General features: G+C 69.9%; 17 protein-coding genes. 5 read left to right on the forward strand and 12 right to left on the reverse strand.

All coding sequences use genetic code 11. The annotated features are described in order from the left end of the window. Positions 1 to 20 precede the first annotated feature (20 nt). From ACFWP5_RS04765 to ACFWP5_RS04775, 3 genes are all read right to left on the reverse strand, one after another. Positions 21 to 809, reverse strand: coding sequence for an electron transfer flavoprotein subunit beta/FixA family protein (locus ACFWP5_RS04765; protein WP_266868343.1), 789 nt, complete (start codon positions 807 to 809; stop codon positions 21 to 23). A gap of 242 nt (positions 810 to 1,051) precedes the next feature. Then, positions 1,052 to 1,567: a flavin reductase family protein gene (locus ACFWP5_RS04770; RefSeq protein WP_384150205.1), complete on the reverse strand. Its 516-nt coding sequence runs from the start codon at positions 1,565 to 1,567 to the stop codon at positions 1,052 to 1,054. Positions 1,568 to 1,775: 208 nt separating this feature from the next. Further along, on the reverse strand, positions 1,776 to 2,189 hold the full coding sequence (locus ACFWP5_RS04775; RefSeq protein WP_318014728.1) for a thioredoxin family protein: 414 nt from the start codon (positions 2,187 to 2,189) through the stop codon (positions 1,776 to 1,778). A 75-nt stretch (positions 2,190 to 2,264) separates the two neighbouring features. On the opposite strand from ACFWP5_RS04775, the gene ACFWP5_RS04780 reads away from it, so the two are divergent. Together ACFWP5_RS04780 and ACFWP5_RS04785 are read left to right on the forward strand one after the other, a co-directional pair. Then, positions 2,265 to 2,681, forward strand: coding sequence for a DUF4395 domain-containing protein (locus ACFWP5_RS04780; protein WP_384150209.1), 417 nt, complete (start codon positions 2,265 to 2,267; stop codon positions 2,679 to 2,681). Between the two features lie 186 nt (positions 2,682 to 2,867). Continuing rightward, the gene (locus ACFWP5_RS04785) at positions 2,868 to 3,596 is read left to right on the forward strand and encodes a 1-acyl-sn-glycerol-3-phosphate acyltransferase (protein WP_019062581.1); all 729 of its coding nucleotides are present in this window, start codon (positions 2,868 to 2,870) and stop codon (positions 3,594 to 3,596) included. Positions 3,597 to 3,600: 4 nt separating this feature from the next. Here the strand turns inward: ACFWP5_RS04785 and ACFWP5_RS04790 are convergent, their stop codons facing one another. The 5 genes from ACFWP5_RS04790 to ACFWP5_RS04810 all read right to left on the reverse strand — a co-directional run bounded on the left by ACFWP5_RS04790 (position 3,601) and on the right by ACFWP5_RS04810 (position 8,221). Further along, on the reverse strand, positions 3,601 to 4,293 hold the full coding sequence (locus tag ACFWP5_RS04790; protein WP_384150212.1) for a B3/4 domain-containing protein: 693 nt from the start codon (positions 4,291 to 4,293) through the stop codon (positions 3,601 to 3,603). Positions 4,294 to 4,301: 8 nt separating this feature from the next. After that, positions 4,302 to 4,874, reverse strand: coding sequence for a transglutaminase domain-containing protein (locus tag ACFWP5_RS04795; protein WP_384150216.1), 573 nt, complete (start codon positions 4,872 to 4,874; stop codon positions 4,302 to 4,304). A 97-nt stretch (positions 4,875 to 4,971) separates the two neighbouring features. Then, the gene (locus ACFWP5_RS04800) at positions 4,972 to 6,042 is read right to left on the reverse strand and encodes a threonine aldolase family protein (RefSeq protein ID WP_384150219.1); all 1,071 of its coding nucleotides are present in this window, start codon (positions 6,040 to 6,042) and stop codon (positions 4,972 to 4,974) included. Further along, the gene (locus tag ACFWP5_RS04805; RefSeq protein ID WP_384150549.1) at positions 6,039 to 6,785 is read right to left on the reverse strand and encodes an SDR family NAD(P)-dependent oxidoreductase; all 747 of its coding nucleotides are present in this window, start codon (positions 6,783 to 6,785) and stop codon (positions 6,039 to 6,041) included. Before ACFWP5_RS04805 ends, ACFWP5_RS04800 begins: the two co-directional genes overlap by 4 nt. 38 nt (positions 6,786 to 6,823) lie before the next feature. Beyond that, positions 6,824 to 8,221, reverse strand: coding sequence for a DUF6421 family protein (locus tag ACFWP5_RS04810; protein WP_384150222.1), 1,398 nt, complete (start codon positions 8,219 to 8,221; stop codon positions 6,824 to 6,826). 406 nt (positions 8,222 to 8,627) lie between these two features. Between ACFWP5_RS04810 and ACFWP5_RS04815 the strand changes: the two genes are divergently transcribed. Then, the gene (locus ACFWP5_RS04815; RefSeq protein ID WP_384150224.1) at positions 8,628 to 9,311 is read left to right on the forward strand and encodes a glycerophosphodiester phosphodiesterase; all 684 of its coding nucleotides are present in this window, start codon (positions 8,628 to 8,630) and stop codon (positions 9,309 to 9,311) included. 21 nt (positions 9,312 to 9,332) lie between these two features. Here ACFWP5_RS04815 and ACFWP5_RS04820 read toward each other — a convergent pair whose 3' ends face one another. Continuing rightward, positions 9,333 to 9,872, reverse strand: coding sequence for a GNAT family N-acetyltransferase (locus ACFWP5_RS04820; RefSeq protein WP_384150227.1), 540 nt, complete (start codon positions 9,870 to 9,872; stop codon positions 9,333 to 9,335). A 76-nt stretch (positions 9,873 to 9,948) separates the two neighbouring features. On the opposite strand from ACFWP5_RS04820, the gene ACFWP5_RS04825 reads away from it, so the two are divergent. Next, a complete protein-coding gene (locus ACFWP5_RS04825) occupies positions 9,949 to 10,341 on the forward strand; it encodes a VOC family protein (RefSeq protein ID WP_384150230.1) in 393 nt (130 codons plus the stop codon). 105 nt (positions 10,342 to 10,446) lie between these two features. Further along, positions 10,447 to 11,211 (forward strand): VOC family protein, encoded by a 765-nt coding sequence (locus ACFWP5_RS04830; protein WP_384150232.1) that lies wholly within the window; start codon positions 10,447 to 10,449, stop codon positions 11,209 to 11,211. A gap of 37 nt (positions 11,212 to 11,248) precedes the next feature. Here the strand turns inward: ACFWP5_RS04830 and ACFWP5_RS04835 are convergent, their stop codons facing one another. From ACFWP5_RS04835 to ACFWP5_RS04845, 3 genes are all read right to left on the reverse strand, one after another. Then, a complete protein-coding gene (locus ACFWP5_RS04835) occupies positions 11,249 to 13,906 on the reverse strand; it encodes a cellulosome protein (protein ID WP_384150235.1) in 2,658 nt (885 codons plus the stop codon). Positions 13,907 to 14,022: 116 nt separating this feature from the next. Beyond that, positions 14,023 to 14,595 carry a MarR family winged helix-turn-helix transcriptional regulator gene (locus ACFWP5_RS04840; RefSeq protein ID WP_384150238.1) on the reverse strand — a complete coding sequence of 191 codons (573 nt, stop codon included), beginning with the start codon at positions 14,593 to 14,595 and terminating at the stop codon, positions 14,023 to 14,025. Beyond that, positions 14,592 to 16,418, reverse strand: coding sequence for an FUSC family protein (locus ACFWP5_RS04845; RefSeq protein WP_384150241.1), 1,827 nt, complete (start codon positions 16,416 to 16,418; stop codon positions 14,592 to 14,594). Before ACFWP5_RS04845 ends, ACFWP5_RS04840 begins: the two co-directional genes overlap by 4 nt. Positions 16,419 to 16,594: the final 176 nt, after the last annotated feature.

A 16,594-nucleotide genomic window follows, 5' to 3' on the forward strand; every position in this document is an offset into this window, starting at 1 on the left:
CTGCACTCCCCCTGTGCCGCTCAGATGAACTTCTGGCCCGCGAGGAACTCGGCGAGCTGCTTGCCGCCCTCGCCCTCGTCCTTGACGATCGTGCCGGCGGTGCGCGCGGGGCGCTGGGCCGCGGAGTCGACGGCGGTCCAGGCGCCTTCGAGGCCGACCTCGTCCGTGTCGATCTCCAGGTCGGAGAGGTCCCAGGCCTGAACCGGCTTCTTCTTGGCGGCCATGATGCCCTTGAAGGACGGGTAACGCGCCTCGCCCGACTGGTCGGTGACCGACACGACGGCCGGCAGGGAGGCCTCCAGCTGCTCGCTGGCGGTGTCGCCGTCACGGCGGCCCTTGACGACGCCGTCCGCCACGGAGACCTCGGAGAGCAGCGTGACCTGCGGGACGCCCAGGCGCTCGGCCAGCAGGGCGGGGATCACACCGGCGGTGCCGTCGGTGGAGGCCATGCCGGAGACGACCAGGTCGAAGCCGGCCTTCTCGATCGCCTTGGCCAGCACCAGGGAGGTGCCGATGGCGTCGGTGCCGTGCAGGTCGTCGTCCTCGACATGGATCGCCTTGTCGGCGCCCATGGACAGCGCCTTGCGCAGGGCGTCCTTGGCGTCCTCCGGGCCCACGGTCAGGACGGTGATCTCCACGTCGTCGTCCGAGTTCTCGGAGATCTGCAGCGCCTGCTCGACCGCGTACTCGTCGAGCTCGGAGAGCAGACCGTCCACGTCGTCCCGGTCGACGGTCAGGTCATCGGCGAAGTGCCGGTCGCCAGTGGCGTCGGGCACGTACTTCACAGTGACAACGATCCTCAAGCTCACGCCGGCTCTCCTACTGCATCGTCATTTTCGGCTGCCTACTTCCAGGCAGCATAGGCGCCCTGAACGGCCGTTCCCGGTGGGGCGACCGGTGCTCCGAGCGAAATATTACTCGCCAGTACGCACTCCTACGCTCCCCCAAGGGGTGCCCGCTAAGCAAGCGCTTTGAACTGTGACCTGTGCAACGCAGCGTAATCGGAACTCGACGTTTCCGCAGGGTGGCCCGTCACCCACCGGGAGTGGCCTCAGTCACGCAGCCCGTTGAAGCGCCCCTGGTGGTAGAGGAGCGGGCGGCCGGAGCCCGCGGGGTCACCGAGGACGACCTCGGCCAGGACGATGCGGTGATCCCCGGCGGGCACGCGCGCGACGACCCGGCACACCAGCCAGGCGAGCACGTCGTCGAGGACCGGCACACCCTCGGGGCCCTCGCGCCAGACGGTGGGCGCCCCGAACCGGTCGGCGCCGCTGCGGGCGAAGGTGGCCGCCAACTGCTCCTGGTGCTCGCCGAGTATGTGGACGCCGACATGGTCGGCCCCGGATATCGCGGGCCAGCTGGAGGCGCCGGTGCTGATCCCGAAGGACAGCATCGGGGGCTGCGCGGAGACGGAGCTGAGCGAGGTGGCGGTGAAGCCGACCGGGCCGTTCTCACCGCGCGCGGTGATCACCGCCACACCGGCCGCGTGCTGCCGGAAGACGGAACGCAGCAGGTCGGGAGAGGCGTGCTGAGGAGTACGGGTGCCGAGGTCGGGCGTGGCCGTCATGGACGTGTCCTTCTGGGGAGGGGACGAGCGGGGTCCGTGGCTGCTCAACAGCCCGGACAGCGCGCACTCGCGGTGCGGGCCAAGTCGACGTGCACCCGCCCGTAGAGAAGGAGTTCCGAAGGCATACGGTCAGGTTGACGATAGGTGGCACGCGCAGTCAAGTACGCGCCGGCATATGGGAGATGACTCACCGTCGTCGTCACGACCGTCAGACCGCCTCCCCCAGAGCCGCGATGACATCCGCCTTGCGGGGGAGGCCGGTGGCGCGCCGTACGACCCTGCCGTCGGCGTCGAGAACCAGCACGGTGGGGGTCTTCAGGATGTCGAGTTCCCGTACGAGGTCCAGATGGTCCTCGGCGTCGATCTCGATGTGGCTCACGCCGGGGACCATGCCGGCCACCTCGCCCAGCACCCGGCGTGTAGCCCGGCAGGGCGCGCAGAAGGCGCTGGAGAACTGCACCAGAGTGGCCTTCTCGCCGAGGTCGCCACCCAGCTCGGCGGCGCCGAGCCGTTTTCCGCCGTCGCGCCCACGCACGCGTACTCTCCCGCTCCGCCGCCGATGCAGCACTCCGTAGGCGCTCGCCGCCGCGAGCACCACCACGCACACCACAAGTCCGCTCATCGACCCTTCCAGCGTTCACGAGACTGCAAAGATTCCCGGCACTCAGAATCGTTTCCGCTGCGGAATCCTTGATTCATGGACATCGACGTAAGAGGACCGCGCTTCGGCGCGGCCCTGACGACCGTAGTACTGGCGGTCGTGCTGATCACCGGCAGCTTCTGGCTGCTGGCCTGGCAGACCCTGGCGTTCGCGCTGGGCGCGGCGGGTGGCGTGGGCCGTTCGCCGTACGGCTGGCTGTTCCGGAAGGCCGTACGGCCCCGGATCGGGCCGCCGACCGAGTTCGAGTCACCGGAGCCGCCGCGGTTCGCGCAGGCGGTCGGGCTGGTCTTCGCCGCGGTGGGGCTGGTCGGTTTCGGCCTGGGTCCCGACTGGCTGGGTCTCGCGGCGACCGGGGCCGCGCTCGCCGCCGCGTTTCTCAATGCCGCGTTCGGGTACTGCCTCGGGTGTGAGATGTACCTGCTCGTGCGTCGGGTGACGGTTCGCGCAGAGTAAAGGCCCTGTAAAAGGCCGAGGTGGATCAAGTGATGGACGTGACGAGGATCTCGCCTTTCTGCGGCACGAGGACTGGCCACTCGTTCGTTCTTGGGGCACGATCTGCGCAATGCCGTAAACCTACGGCTGCGTAACTTTCCCGCCCGGAGAACCCCTTCCAGGCAGAGAGAAGGGTCCACCCCGTCCATGGCTGAGCTTGTCTACCGCCCCGTCATCGGTCTCGCCCAAACGCTGTTCAAGGCCTGGGACCTCAAGATCGACTGCAAGGGGTCGGAAAACATTCCGCGCTCAGGCGGTGCTGTGCTGGTCAGCAATCACATCAGCTACCTGGACTTCATCTTCGACGGTCTCTCCGCCCTGCCGCAGAAGCGCCTCGTGCGCTTCATGGCGAAGGAGTCGGTGTTCCGGCACAAGATCTCGGGCCCGCTGATGCGCGGCATGAAGCACATCCCGGTGGACCGCAAGCAGGGCGAGACGGCCTACCAGCACGCGCTGGAGTCGCTGCGATCCGGTGAGATCGTCGGCGTCTTCCCCGAGGCGACCATCTCGCAGTCCTTCACCCTGAAGAGCTTCAAGTCCGGTGCCGCGCGCATGGCCCAGGAGGCCGGCGTCCCGCTGATCCCGATGGCGCTGTGGGGCACCCAGCGCCTGTGGACCAAGGGCCACCCGAAGAACTTCAAGCGCAGCCACACCCCGATCACCATCCGGGTCGGCGAGCCGGTGGAGGCCCCGCAGGACCAGTACGCGGGCGCGATCACCCGCCGCCTGCGCGAGCGCATCCAGGAGCTCCTCGAAGCCGCCCAACGCGCCTATCCGGTACGGCCCAACGGCCCGGACGACACCTGGTGGATGCCGGCTCATCTCGGCGGCACCGCACCCACTCCCGAAGAGGTCAAGGCCGCCGAGGCACGCTGAACCGTCACGCCGGGGCGTGGACGGTGATCCGCGCCCCGGGGCTGAACTTCTCCAGCAGTTCGGCGAGTTCGGTGCCCGCGCGCTCGACGTCGGCGACGGGCATCGGCGCCAGACTCTCCAACAGGAAGACAGCGGAGGTCGTTTCCTCCGTGAGCCTGGTGCGCGGCCCCTGCCGCCAGTTCCACCGGCGGCACGTGACACCGGCCGCGTCACGCCACACCACCTCGCCCGCGTCGGGATGTTCGACGACCTCCTCGCCGCCCGCGACAGTCACGAACTCCTCGTCCCCGGCGGCCCGTTGGAGAGTCATCCCGCCCTGGATGCGGTCGGTGTCCTCACCGCCCACCGGGATCAAGTGGGCGACGCTGATGGCGTTGTAGAGGTCGACCAGCACATTGATCCGGGGCAGCCCGGCGTCCGAGAGCGCCCTCTTGGCCAGCGCCTCCGCCGAGTTGCGGGTGCGCGACGGCTTCGACCCGAACGCCGTGTACACCTCGCGCCAGGCGACCATGTGCGGGTCCTCGTGCGGGGCACGCCCGTCCAGTCGTACGGCAAGACGGCGGGCCGCGTCGTCGAGGAGCGCCGAACTCGCGTCGGTGCTCGGCCCGTTGACCAGTCCGTGGGCCTCGATCGCGACATGGGTGAACCCGGGTGCGAGGGCGCGGACTTCGTCGGACACGGTCAGGGTGAGGGTCATGGTGTGCCTCAGAGTGTGGTCGGGAGCGTCTGCCACAGGTGCGACCGGTCGGGGGCGGCCTTGAGGGCGCTCAGCACGACCGGGTGCGGTTCAGCATACAGGACCGGACAGTCCAGCTCATTGAACTCCGGATCGGGTACGAAGGCCAGCCGCTCCTCGTCGAGCGAGAACTGCGCGTCCACACCCGGCTTGTTGCCGCGCGGATCCTGCCGATGCCAGGCCCCGTTGAACCGCACGGCGACCAGCCCGTGCACCACGTCGAACTTCTGGTAGCAGAGCGCCGTAGGAATGTCCTCGGCGCGCAGCAGCGCGGCCAGAGCGTGCGCCTTGGCGTAGCAGATGCCGGTGCCCTGCTCCAGGACGTCGGAGGCCCGCCAGGTGACGCGCGGGTCGCCGGAGTCCTGCGAGTGGGGAATGTCGTCCCGCACGAACTCGAACGCCAGCCGTGCATAGCCATACGAGTCCGCGGCACTCCTGGCGAGACGTGCGGCCGTCTCCCGCACGAGGGGATGGTCGTGGTCGATGACCTCGTCGGCAGCCAAGTACGCGGACAGGTCGGGGGTGTTCTGGATCAGCTCCATGGCTGCAGAGCATAGGAAAGCGATCACCCGAGAGTCAATGACTTTTCATTCGATCGCATATCTATGCACACCGCAACACGACTCCGAGCCGACAGGCCTAGCGGGCCATCTCCTCCTTGAGTGCCGCCACGAACGCGTCCACGTCGTCCTCGGTCGTGTCGAAGCCGCACATCCAGCGGACGTCTCCGGCGGCCTCGTCCCAGAAGTAGAAGCGGAAGCGCTTCTGCAGGCGTTCGCTCACGTCGTGCGGGAGGCGGGCGAAGACGCCGTTGGCCTGCACCGGGTAGAGGATCTCCACGCCGTGCACCGCGCGGACGCCCTCGGCGAGGCGCTGGGCCATCTCGTTGGCGTGGCGGGCGTTGCGCAGCCAGAGGTCCTTGGCGAGCAGCGCCTCCAACTGCACCGAGACGAAGCGCATCTTGGAGGCGAGCTGCATGGACAGCTTGCGCAGGTGCTTCATGTGGCTGACGGCATCCTGGTTGATGACGACGACCGCCTCGCCGAACAGCGCGCCGTTCTTGGTGCCCCCGAGGGAGAGGAGGTCGACGCCGACCGCGTTGGTGAACGTCCGCATGGGGACGTTCAGGGAGGCTGCCGCGTTGGCTATCCGGGAGCCGTCGAGGTGGACCTTCATGCCGTGCGCGTGGGCGTGGTCGCAGATCGCGCGGATCTCGTCGGGCGTGTAGAGGGTGCCGAGTTCGGTGCTCTGGGTGATCGAGACGACCTGCGGCATCGCGCGGTGCTCGTCGTCCCAGCCGTAGGCCTGCCGGTCGATCAGTTCGGGTGTCAGCTTGCCGTCCGGGGTGGGCACGGTGAGCAGTTTCAGGCCGCCCATGCGCTCGGGAGCGCCGCCCTCGTCTACGTTGATGTGCGCGCTCTCGGCGCAGATCACCGCGCCCCAGCGGTCGGTGACCGCCTGGAGCGCGACGACGTTCGCGCCGGTGCCGTTGAAGACCGGGAAGGCCTCCGCCGTGGCGCCGAAGTGGCTGCGGATGATGCCCTGGAGGTTTTCGGTGTAGTCGTCCTCGCCGTAGGCGACCTGGTGGCCGCCGTTGGCGAGGGCCAGGGCGGCGAGCACCTCGGGGTGGGCGCCGGCGTAGTTGTCGCTGGCGAAGCCGCGGATCTCCGGGTCGTGATGGCGACGGGCGTCGGTCTTCGGAGGGTTCACGGCTTCTCGGTCAGCCACAGACGGTTTCCGTTCACTTCGGTGGCGGGCTTGTCCCAGACGCCGACGATGGCCTCGGCGAGGTCCTTGACGTCGGTGAAGCCCGCGAACTTCGCGTTGGGGCGTTCGGCGCGCATCGCGTCGTGCACCAGCGCCTTTACCACCATGACGGCGGCGGCGGAGGTGGGGCCGTCCTCGCCGCCGGCCTTGCGGTAGCCGTCGGCCATGGCGAGGGTCCAGGCCTCGGCGGCGGCCTTCGAGGCGGAGTACGCCGCGTTGCCCGCTGTCGGCTTGCTGGCGCCGGCGGCACTGATCAGGAGGTAGCGGCCGCGGTCGCTGCGCTCCAGGCCGTCGTAGAAGGCCAGGGAGGTGTGCTGGACGGTGCGGATGAGGAGCTTCTCCAGCAGGTCCCAGTCGGCGAGGTCGGTGTCGGTGAAGGACGCGCTGCCGCGCCAGCCGCCGACGAGGTGGACCAGTCCGTCGACACGGCCGAAGTCCTTCTCGATGTGCTCGGCCCAGTCGCGGGTCGCCTGCGGGTCGAGCAGGTCGACGGTGTCCCCGACGACGGTGGCGCCGCCGTGCGCGTAGCGGGCCGCGTCCACGGCCTCCGCCAGGCGTTCGGGATGCGCGTCCGCGCCGACGACGGTCGCGCCGGCCTCGGCCAGCCGTAGCAGCACGGCACGGCCCGCGGGCCCGCCCGCTCCGGCCACCGCGATCACCGCGCCGTTGAGCGCCCCGTTCCCCATGGTCCTCGCCTCCTGAGCCAGTTCTGTCGTGCGGTCGCTCACGCGGCGACCTGCTCGGCGCTCTCCACACGAATCCCCTTGGTCGAGGCGATCACGTTCTTCAGCTTCTTGGAGAGTGCCTCATAGAACATGCTCAGCGGAAACTCGTCCGGAAGCACGTCATCCACGAGTTTCCGCGGCGGCTGGCTCAGATCCAGGGCGTCCGGGCCCTTGGCCCAGCGGGAGCCCGGGTGCGGGGCGAGGTAGCCGGCGACCAGCTCGTAGGCCTTGAACCAGTGGACCAGCTTGGGGCGGTCGATGCCCGCGCGGTAGAGGTCCTCGATCTCGGCGCACAGCTGGTTGGTGACCTCGGGGGCGCGCTGCCAGTCGATGTGCAGCTTGTTGTCGGTCCAGCGGACGACGTCGTGCTTGTGCAGGTAGGCGAAGAGGAGCTGGCCGCCGAGCCCGTCGTAGTTGCGGACGCGTTCGCCGGTGACCGGGAAGCGGAACATGCGGTCGCAGAGGACCGCGTACTGCACGTCACGGGCCTGCGGGACGCCGTCGGCCTCCAGCTTCACGGCCTCCTTGAAGGCGGTGAGGTCGCAGCGCAGCTCCTCCAGGCCGTACATCCAGAACGGCTGGCGCTGCTTGATCATGAACGGGTCGAAGGGCAGGTCGCCGTGGCTGTGGGTGCGGTCGTGGACCATGTCCCACAGGACGAAGGCCTCCTCGCAGCGCTTCTGGTCGTCGACCATCGTGGCGACGTCCTCGGGCAGTCGCATGCCCAGGATGTCGACGGCGGCCTCGGTGACCCGGCGGAAGCGGGCGGCCTCGCGGTCGCAGAAGATGCCACCCCAGGAGAAGCGTTCCGGCGCCTGCCGTACGGCGATGGTCTCCGGGAAGAGGACGGCCGAGTTGGTGTCGTAGCCGGACGTGAAGTCCTCGAAGGTGATGCCGCAGAACAGCGGATTGTCGTAGCGGGTCGCCTCCAGCTCGGCCAGCCAGTCGGGCCAGACCATGCGCAGGACGACCGCTTCGAGGTTGCGGTCCGGGTTGCCGTTCTGCGTGTACATCGGGAAGACGACCAAGTGCTGGAGTCCGTCCCGGCGGTTCGCGGCGGGCTGGAAGGCCAGCAGCGAGTCGAGGAAGTCGGGCACCTGGAAGCCGTCGTCGGCCCACTGCGCCAGATCCCTGACAAGTGCGGCGTGGTAGGCCGCGTCATGCGGGAGCAGCGGGGAAAGCTCCTCGACGGCGCTCGTCACGCGGCGCACGGCGGACTCGGCCTCCGCGCGGCCCGGGGCGCCCTCGGCCGCGAAGTCGATCGAGCCGTCCTTCGACTGCCATGGCCGGATCCGCTCCACGGCATCCTTGAGCACGGGCCACGCCGGATGCTCCACCACCCTGGTCACGGGAGGAAACCGCTCCTCAAAACCCACCTGCACAAGAATTTCCGTCATATCCCATCCTCCACGGGAGAACCTCGCGTCTGGACACCGTATGCGTTCATGGTTTCCCCTAGCAAGGCAAGGCTCCGCAAATCATCCTGCACCCCCTGTCCGTCACCGCTCTTTTTCCTGCCGGACACAAAGAAGACGATTACTTCCGCTGTGGCGGGGTAGACGGGCGAGCTCCTGTTACCGAGGGGCGGTTTCGGTCAACGGCCGCCGGACTCGCCCACGGCCGGGTGACGGCATCGCGCAGTACGCTCCAGGTACACCCCGGCCGTCACCCCCAATCCACCGTGTACGCGCGGGTACATCGCCGGGCCCGGCCATTAGGCTGCGGCTCTGCCGCGTGGACGCCGGTGTCCGGCCGCGCCCGCGCGCGCGTGCCGAGCCGCCGTCGACGGAAGCGAGTTGAACCTTGAACTTCCTTACCATCGGTCACCGCGGAGTCATGGGTCTCGAACCCGAGAACACTCTCCGTTCCTTCGTCGCCGCCGAGCAGGCCGGCCTCGATGTCATCGAACTCGATCTGCATCTGAGCAAGGACGGCGCCCTCGTCGTCATGCACGACGCCGACGTGGACCGTACGACCGACGGGACCGGCCCGATCGCCGAGCGGACCCTCGGCGAACTGCGCACCCTGGACGCGGGCCGCGGCGAGCGCGTACCGGTCTTCGAAGAGGTCCTGGACGCGGTCAAGTCGCCGGTCCAGGCCGAGATCAAGGACCTGGCGGCGGCACGGGCGCTGGCCGAGGTCATGCACCGGCGGAACCTGGTCGAACGGGTCGAGGTGTCCTCGTTCCACGACGAGGCGATCGCCGAGATCGCCCGCCTGGTGCCCGGCGTACGGACCGCGCTGATCGCCAGCCGTTTCGGCCCCGACGTGGTGGAACGCGCCACCGAGGCCGGTGCCGAGACGGTCTGCCTCAACATCCGCCGGCTGACCCTGGAGGTCGTCGAGGCGGCCCGCAAGGCGGACTTGAAGATCATCGGCTGGGTCGTGAACACACAGGACCAGCTGCGGCTCGTACGCGCCCTGGGGCTGGACGGCGCGACCACCGACTACCCGGAGATCAAACGCACGGGCCGCTTCACGGCGTAGCGGATGGAACGGCCGTAACGGCTATGCGAGTTCCTTGACCAGCAGCTCGAACTGCAGGTCGTCGCGCTGCGGAATGCCGAACCGCTCGTCGCCGTACGGGAACGGGGTCATCCGGCCCGTACGGCGATAGCCGCGGCGCTCGTACCAGGCGATGAGGTCGTCGCGTACGGAGATCACGGTCATGTGCATCTCCCGCACCCCCCAGGTCTCCTTGGCCATGCGCTCCGCCTCCGCGATGATGACCTTGCCGAGGCCGCCGCCCTGGAGCTGCGGGCTGACGGCGAACATCCCGAAGTACGCGTGCTCGCCCCGGTGTTCGAGCTGGCAACAGGCCACGACGCGGCCGTCGCGCTCGACGGTCATCAGTCGGCTGTCGGGCGACTTGATGACCTGCAGCACGCCCTCGGGGTCGGTCCGCTGCCCTTCGAGGATGTCCGCCTCGGTGGTCCAACCGGCCCGGCTGTCGTCACCCCGGTAGGCCGACTCGATCAACACGACCAAGGCGTCCACATCGGCGTCGGTGGCGTCGCGGAAGGTCAGTCCGGTGGCGGCGGTGTCCATGGTGCACAACTCCGATCAGGGCGCGGCTCAGGCAGAGACGAGAGTAACGCGGCCCCTGCGACTAGGCTCCGGCCGCATGGTGCATGTACTGAGCAGCCGCATCCTGCTGCGCTCCACCGATCCCGAACGATCCCGCGTCTTCTACGGCGAGCAGTTGGGCCTGCCCGTCTACCGGGAGTTCGGCACAGGTGTGGAACGCGGGACCGTCTACTTCCTCGGCGGGGGGTTCCTGGAGGTCTCCGGACGCTCCGACACCCCGCCCTCCCCCGCCGTACAGCTGTGGCTGCAGGTCGCGGACGCGGAGGCCGCGCACGAGGAGCTGCGGGCGAAGGGGGTCGAGATCGTACGGCCGCCGGTGAAAGAACCCTGGGGGCTGGTGGAGATGTGGATCTCGGATCCGGACGGGACGCGGATCGCACTGGTGGAGGTGCCGGCGGATCATCCGCTGAGGTACCGGCCGGGGATGTAGGTCTTGGGTCTACGGCGGCTGTGGCGCCCTTCTCCGTGCCGGATGGCCGGGGTCGCGGCCCGGGCTTAGCGTGCTGGGAGGGGAGCTTTCTGCGGAAGGAACGCCATGAAGCTCGACAGGCCGGTGACCGGCGGGCCCTGCTGGACCGAGCTCGGGACCAGTGATCTGGAGGCGGCCAAGCGGTTCTACTCGGACGTGTTCGGCTGGCGTCCGGAGACCGATCCCCGGCCGGAGGCGGGCGGCTACACGTTCGCGCACATCGGGGACGCGGCGGTCGCCGCGCTGACGCCGCTGTTCCAGGAGTCGCAGCCGGTGGCGTGGAACGTGTCGTTCGCGGTGACGGACTCCGACGCGACGGCGGAGAAGGTGCGGGCGGCGGGCGGGACGCTGCTGATGGAACCGATCGACGTGTTCGACATCGGGCGCTTCGCGGTCGCCCTCGACCCGGGGGGCGCCGCGTTCCAGATGTGGCAGGCGCGGACCTTCCCGGGCGCCGGGTTGTTCAACGCGCCCGGCGCGCTGGGCTGGGTGGAGCTGCTGACGCGGGCGCCCGAGCGGGCCGAGACCTTCTACACGACGGTGTTCGGCTGGACCGTCCGTCCCTCCGAGCACTACCCGCAATGGGGCATCGACGGCGCCGACTTCGGCGGCATGATGACGATGGACGCGAAGTTCCCACCGGAGGTGCCTCCGCACTGGCTGCCGTACTTCGCGGTGTCGGACGTCGACGCCACCGCTGCCGTGGCGACGGAGGCGGGCGGCGCGGTCGTCATGGAGCCCACGTCCATCGCCGACGTACGGCGAATCGCGGTGCTGCGGGATCCGCAGGGGGCGATGTTCGGGGTGTATGCGGCGGGCGAGGAGGGTTGAGGCGGCGCCCCCGCCTCCCCTCCTCCCGCCCTCACCCTCACGCCAACCGCGTCACCGTCACCCGGTCGATCACCGGCGCGTACGCGGAGCGTTGGCCGTACTGGTTCCTGGAGTGGCCGTCGTGGTCCGGGAGTTCGTCGGCGGTGAAAGTGAGGGTGTTGGTGCCCTGGTCGAGGGTGACGGGGACGGAGAGGTCGTGGAAGTTGTTGAAGTGGAAGGTGGTGGGGAACAGGACGCGCTGCGGGGCGGCCCCGTTGACCGCGATGTCCGCGTGGCGGCAGACCGGGTCCGGGTTGTAGTGGGTGGCGGGTGCCTGCTCGCCGTTGGAGTAGCGGATCGTGAGCGCGTGGCGTCCGGCCCGCTCCGCCGTCACGGTGAGCGTGAGCGCGTTCGCGGCGCCGCCGCCGATGCCGTCGACCGCCTTGCCGCCCGTGGCGAACGTGTGGGCGCCGGTGACCCGGGCGCTGCCGGTCGTCGTGCCTTCCTCAGCCGGGTGCGTCGAGGTGGGGAGGAGGCCGCGTGAAGGACCTACCTGGAGACGGTCGAGGACGAGTCGGTCCGAGGTGCCGGCGATGGTGATCTTGTTGATGCCCGACGCGAGGAACAGGGGAACATAGGATCGTTCAACGATCTCCATGTCATCTCCGCCGGCAATCCCCATGTCACCTCCACCGGCAATCCCCCTGTCGACTTCGCCGACCATCCCCACGTTCTCGCCGTTGATGGTCAACTCGCCCTCCCCGAGGCCGATCCGATCGATGGTCACGGTCGCCTCCCCGTCGTCCGCCGCGTGCACCCAGAAGGTTGCGGTGCCGCCCCGCGGCAGTACGGCGACACCGGGACCGGAGGCTCCGCGCTGTGCGTAGTCGACGCGAGCGCCACCGCCCAGGACCGCGAACTCGGCGTCGTACAGCGCGGGTGCGGTCACCTGGTCGTCGCGCAGGGCGAGGCCGAGCCGGTCGACGACCGCGTCGCCCCGCGTGACACCGAGGTCGGGGTCCTCGGCGGCGAGGGTGATCGTGTGCGCGCCGGCGGTCAGTTCGACCCGGGTGTCGGTGTGACCCCACACCGCCCACTTGTAGCCGAGCGGCAGGCGGAGTTCCTGCGGGTGGCTGCCGTCGACACGGAGGAAGACATTGGTGGGCCCCTGCTCGCGCACCGCGTCGGCCAGGTTGTGGGAGTTGGCGAAGACACTCACGTCGTACGTCCCGTCCCGCGGGACCTCCACGGAGAAGACGAGCACGCCGTCGGAACCGGTGCGCAGTCCGCCCACGTGGTAGCCGGTCGAGCCGGCGAACTTGTCGACGTCGGACGGGGACCCCTCGGGCCCGTTCAGCGAGTGGCCGTCACCGATGTAGGCCGCGTCCTCCGCCTGGTACGAGCGCCGCCAGCCGACCGAGGGCGACAGCGCCACGGCTCCCTCACCACCCGGGGACAGGATCACCTGGTACGCCGACATCGCCTCCAGGCCGACCAGACGCAGCGTCACCTTGCCCTCCACGACGGGGAGTTCATGGTCCGCCAGCCGCAACGGCTGCGCGGAGGCGCCGACTTGCCCCGTCCAGGGAATCTCCAGCAACCGCACATGGACAGTCGTACCGAAGACTTCGGAGTCGACGTGCTCGAACACGACGTCCGCGGAGCCGCCCGCGCCGCCGAGCAGTACCCGCGCCTGCCGCTTGGCACGGTCGAGCACGGCGACGCCCTGCAGCGTGTACTGGACGTTGGGGTGGGGCGCGGTGACCCGGACGGTGTTGCCCGTAAACTGCCCGTAGGCGTTGAACAGCCACCACTGGCCGTTGCCCTTGTTGGCCTCCACGACCGAGTCGTTGAGGTTGCCGTCGATGTTCCAGTACGCCATGTCGCCGTCGACCTTGGACTCCTCGATCGCGGCGATCCACTGGATCATCTGGCCCGGGACGGACAAGTGGTAGTTGTGGGCGTACTCGTTGATGTTGACGGGCAGGGGGCCGATGCCCAACTCCCGTTCCAGCGCACGGTACTTGGCGACGCTCGTGCGGATCTCGTCCGGCGAGGTCAGCTCATGCCAGGTGATGACGTCGGGCAGTACGTCCTCCGCCTTGGCGAACTCCAGGAAGCCCCGGACCTCGTCGTACAGGAGACAGGTGTTGGGGCCGGCGATGCGGGCACCGGGGTCGAGTTCCTTGATGAGGCGGTAGATGTCACGCCAGGCGGTGAAGTAGTGGCCCGGGTCGGTGCGCCAGGAGACCTGGTCGTAGCTCCACTCCCCCGTGCCGAACATGTTGCCCTCGGGCTCGTTGAAGGGGACGTACACGACATGGGACTTGTACGCGCCGAGCGTCAGCACCTGCTCGACCTGGCGGCGGACGCGGGCCGTGAAGTCGGCGAGGCGCTCGGCTCCGGTGTCGCCCGGCCATTCGTAGGGGAAGCCGCGGTAGATGTCGGTCATGTAGACGTAGACGTCCTTGCCGCCCGCCTCGACGAACGGGCGCAGGATCTCCAGGGCGTCGGCGCCCGGGTGCTGGGTGCCGTCCTGGGCCTTGGTGGAGACCGTGCGGACGTACATGCCCTCGACGGCGTTGCGGCTGGGGACGCCGTCGCCGTACAGGCCGTAGAGCGTGCCGCTCGCGCCTCCATGGAAGGGGCCCGTGTCGGTACCGAGGTCGATGGTGAGGTTCCCGGAAACAGGAGCGGCGGAGGTTTCGGCTGCCACGACATCAATCCCTTGTTCGACATGTCGTACGCCAGTCGGCGTCCCGAACCGGCTTGATCGAACGTAGGGAGATCACGCGACTCGCGTCAACGGTCTGTCGACGCCCGCGTACGGCCTCAGACGCGCAGCATGCCCAGTCGGCCTTCCAGCTGGACCAGCAACTCACCCAGCAGGGAGGCGAGTTCGCCCTGCCCCGGGGTGTCCAGACCGGCGAGCACGGTGGTCTCGTAGGCGAGCTGCTCGGGGAGGATCGCGTCCACGAGGTCGCGGCCGGTGTCCGTGAGGCGGACGTGGGCGACGCGGCGGTCGCGGGTGTCACCGCGGCGCTCGACCAGCCCGCGTTCGGTCAGCTGCTTGAGGCGCTTGGTGACGGCGGCGCCCGAGGAGAAGGTCTCACGGGTCAGCTCGCTCGGCGTCAGCTCGTGCCCGGTGCGCCGGAGCGCGCCGAGCAGGTCGAACTCGGGGCGGCTGAGCCCGGCCCGGCGCAGGGGCGCGTCCTCGGCCTGCTGGAGCAGGGCGGCGCACCGGTTGATCCGGCCGATGATCTCCATCGGGCCGGTGTCGAGGTCGGGGTGCACGGCCTGCCACTGCCCGACGACGGCGGCGACGGTGTCGCTCCGGGTCACACTCGGAGGGGTTGGGCGAGCCGCACCGTCCCCGTCAACCGGCCGTCCGTTCATTGCCGTCATCCCCGTACGCCCTCCGTCTTTCCGCCCGTGCGCCGATCCCCGGTCGGCCAGGAGTGCGACTCCCGGCGTCGTACCGTCGCGGCGAGCGTACGGTGTCCGGACTGTTCGGCGAGCACGACCCGCTCCTGCGGCAGCGCGCGCTGCCACCACTCGCCGGACGCGGCGTCGGCGGTGGCGCGCAGTTCGACCAGCGCGGCGGCGAGCGCGCGGTGCGCGGAATCGAGGGCCCCGCGCGCGGGAGCCGGCTCCGCCAGGAGGCGCGCGGCCCGCTCGCGGGCCCGTTCCACCGCGGTCAGCGCCTCCTCGATACGGTCGGTCGCGCGCCGGTTGGTGACGACGGCCGCGGCGACGAGGCCCACCAGCGCGCCGACGAGGGTGTCGACGACCCGCTCGGTGATCAGCTCACCGGGCTGCTGCGTCCGGGCGAACTCCGTGATGAGCAGCGCCATCGGGGTCACACAGACACTGCCGAGCCAGTAGTTGCGGCCGATCAGCGCCTCGGCACCGAAGTTGAAGGCGAGGCAGCACAGCACGAGGGCCGCCGGGTGGGCGTGGGCGAGCGGGACCACCGCGGCGAAGACGAGCACCCCGGCGAGATTCCCGACGACCCGCTGCACGCCCCGTCCCCAGGTGAGCGTGATGTTGGCCTGGTAGAGGGAGGCGGCGGTGACGAGGGCCCAGTAGGGGCGGCCGACACCGAGCGCGAGGGAGGCGTATCCGGCGAGCGCGCAGCCGAGCGCCGTACGCAGCATGAGGGGGGTGAGCGGACCGAGCCTGGTCCACAACGGGCGGACGGGGACGGCGAGTTCGGCGTCCACACCGAGCAGTTCGTCTACGGCGCCCGCCGAGACGTCGGTCTGCGGGACCGGTCCCCTGCCACGCAGTTCGCGGGCCCAGCTGCGCAGCCGCTCCGGATCGGCGTCCGCCGGCGCGGCGAGCGCGACCTCGGCACGGACGACGAGGCGTTCGAGAGCGCGCCGGGGTGCGGTGCGGGCGCCGGTGGCGAGGAGGGACTGCCAGGCGCCGTGGATGGCGGCTGCGGCGGTGGCACGCGCGCGTGCGGGGGCGGTGTCTTCGGGGGCGGGGGCGCCATGGGTGCCGGGTGCGGGGGCGTCTCCTGGGGCGGGTGCATGGCCGTCTTCGGTACCGGGCGCGTGGGCGCCTCCGGTGCTGCGTGCGTGGCCGTCTGCGGCGCCCCGCGCGTGCTCTCCGGTACCGCGCGTGGCGGCGTACGTGGCGGCGGCGTTCAGGGCCTGGGCCGTGGCGCGGCGCTCGGGGCCGTAGGGGCGGACGAGTGCGGGGGCCATGCCGACGAGCCAGGCCCAGACGCCCGCGGCGGCGGCCAGTGCGAGGTGGCCGGGGACCTGGCCGAGTGTCTGCGGTGCGAAGAGCGAGGCGGAGCTGATGAAGGTGAGGACCACGTTGCCGGGCGGACCGATCCGGGTCGCGTCGCACAGTCCCTTCTGTACGGCGGCCAGGGCGGCGCCGACCGTGACCAGCACGACGGCGTTCGTGGTGAGCGAGGCCGTGACCAGCGCGACGGCGAGACCGGCGATCATCCCGAGCACCACCCAGACCAGGGCGCGGGCCCGGGCGGCGTACGGCTTGTTGTGGGCGTAGAGCGCGCACAAAGAGCCGGCCATGGTGTACATCGCCAGGTCGAGGCGGCCGAGGGCCAGCAGGGTCAGGTTGGGCGGGGCGACCGAGGCGACCGCGCTGAGCGCGGGCTTGAACCAGATGTCGGAGGGCCGGCCGAGGCGCAGCACGCCGGTGAGCGGAAGATGTCGGACTCGCTGGGTGGGGGTGGGGGTCGCACTGCTCATGGAAGTAAGTTTAGCAGGTGTTTTACTCGTGAAACATTTCCACCGGGCATGCCGCCGAGGCGCCACCGGGCTGCCGCACTCCGCCGAATGCTCCCCGTGTACACCGTTGCGCTTGGTTGCGCCCCGTGCGGCACGGGCATCCTGTGACCGAACATCGGCGGAGAGTGAGGCGGGGG

The organism is Streptomyces sp. NPDC058469 (assembly GCF_042721125.1).
GTDB lineage: Bacteria > Actinomycetota > Actinomycetes > Streptomycetales > Streptomycetaceae > Streptomyces.

Coding starts and splice junctions, on each gene's coding strand:
- ACFWP5_RS04770 (WP_384150205.1), bottom strand. CDS start 1,567: ATGACGGCCACGCCCGACCTCGGCACCCGTACTCCTCAGCACGCCTCT.
- ACFWP5_RS04775 (WP_318014728.1), bottom strand. CDS start 2,189: ATGAGCGGACTTGTGGTGTGCGTGGTGGTGCTCGCGGCGGCGAGCGCC.
- ACFWP5_RS04780 (WP_384150209.1), top strand. CDS start 2,265: ATGGACATCGACGTAAGAGGACCGCGCTTCGGCGCGGCCCTGACGACC.
- ACFWP5_RS04785 (WP_019062581.1), top strand. CDS start 2,868: ATGGCTGAGCTTGTCTACCGCCCCGTCATCGGTCTCGCCCAAACGCTG.
- ACFWP5_RS04790 (WP_384150212.1), bottom strand. CDS start 4,293: ATGACCCTCACCCTGACCGTGTCCGACGAAGTCCGCGCCCTCGCACCC.
- ACFWP5_RS04795 (WP_384150216.1), bottom strand. CDS start 4,874: ATGGAGCTGATCCAGAACACCCCCGACCTGTCCGCGTACTTGGCTGCC.
- ACFWP5_RS04805 (WP_384150549.1), bottom strand. CDS start 6,785: ATGGGGAACGGGGCGCTCAACGGCGCGGTGATCGCGGTGGCCGGAGCG.
- ACFWP5_RS04810 (WP_384150222.1), bottom strand. CDS start 8,221: ATGACGGAAATTCTTGTGCAGGTGGGTTTTGAGGAGCGGTTTCCTCCC.
- ACFWP5_RS04820 (WP_384150227.1), bottom strand. CDS start 9,872: ATGGACACCGCCGCCACCGGACTGACCTTCCGCGACGCCACCGACGCC.
- ACFWP5_RS04825 (WP_384150230.1), top strand. CDS start 9,949: ATGGTGCATGTACTGAGCAGCCGCATCCTGCTGCGCTCCACCGATCCC.
- ACFWP5_RS04830 (WP_384150232.1), top strand. CDS start 10,447: ATGAAGCTCGACAGGCCGGTGACCGGCGGGCCCTGCTGGACCGAGCTC.
- ACFWP5_RS04840 (WP_384150238.1), bottom strand. CDS start 14,595: ATGACGGCAATGAACGGACGGCCGGTTGACGGGGACGGTGCGGCTCGC.
- ACFWP5_RS04845 (WP_384150241.1), bottom strand. CDS start 16,418: ATGAGCAGTGCGACCCCCACCCCCACCCAGCGAGTCCGACATCTTCCG.